Annotated in this window: 1 protein-coding gene and 1 pseudogene; one reads left to right on the top strand and one right to left on the bottom strand. The window is 73.5% G+C overall.

Annotated features, from left to right (window positions below; translation table 11 throughout):
• Positions 1-311: pseudogene (locus tag ACYVE7_RS35095) on the bottom strand (EamA family transporter); the annotation flags it as partial.
• Positions 312-357: 46 nt separating this feature from the next.
• On the opposite strand from ACYVE7_RS35095, the gene ACYVE7_RS35090 reads away from it, so the two are divergent.
• Positions 358-735: GntR family transcriptional regulator (locus tag ACYVE7_RS35090; protein WP_460370992.1), on the top strand; the 378-nt coding region annotated here is incomplete at its 3' end.

The following is a 735-nucleotide window of genomic DNA, read 5'->3' as shown; positions in this document are numbered from 1 at the left end:
CCGATCACCACGGCCGAGTGGCCCGCCGACGCCCCGAGGTCGAGCGCCACCGTCGACAGCACCGGGAATCCGAAGACCACGCCGACGCCGACCAGCGCGAGCCCCCGCCATTGGCGGCCGCGCGGCACCGTCACCGAACGGGTCCGCAGGTGGGCGGCGAGCAGGGCGACGGCCGCGAAGACGGCGGCCAGGGCGGCGCGGGCGATCCCGATCAGTGAGGGGGCAAGGCCGTCGAGCGCCCAGACGGTGGCGGGGAAGGTGAAGGAGAAGGTGAGGACGCCCAGGAAGGCCAGGAGAAGCGCTCTTCGCATCGACTGAGTAGCGCTATCGTTGGGTCTCATGAACCACGATAGCAGTGTGGGGAGCCTTGCCCAGCGGATCCGGACCGAGGCCGGGACGATGCGGGACGGCGATCGGCTGCCGTCCAGCCGTGTGCTGGTCGAGCGGTACCGGGTCAGCCCGGTGACCGTCGCAAGGGCCCTCGCGCTGCTGTCCGCCGAGGGCGTCGTTGTGACCAGACCGGGTAGCGGCACCTTCGTCGCCGCGCGCAAAAGCAGGAGCGGTCCGGTCGACTACGGCTGGCAGTCGGTGGCACTCGGCGAGCGCAGGCTGGACGTCGAGGGGCTGGAGCGGCTGCTCGCCCCCACGCCCGCCGGGGTGATCCCGCTGGTCGGCGGCTATCTGCCGGCCGGGGCGCAGCCGCTGCGAGCCCTGGCGGCGGCCAGCGCGCGGGCG

It is taken from the genome of Actinocorallia lasiicapitis (assembly GCF_054778695.1).
This window is presented reverse-complemented; position numbering and strand designations above follow the sequence as displayed.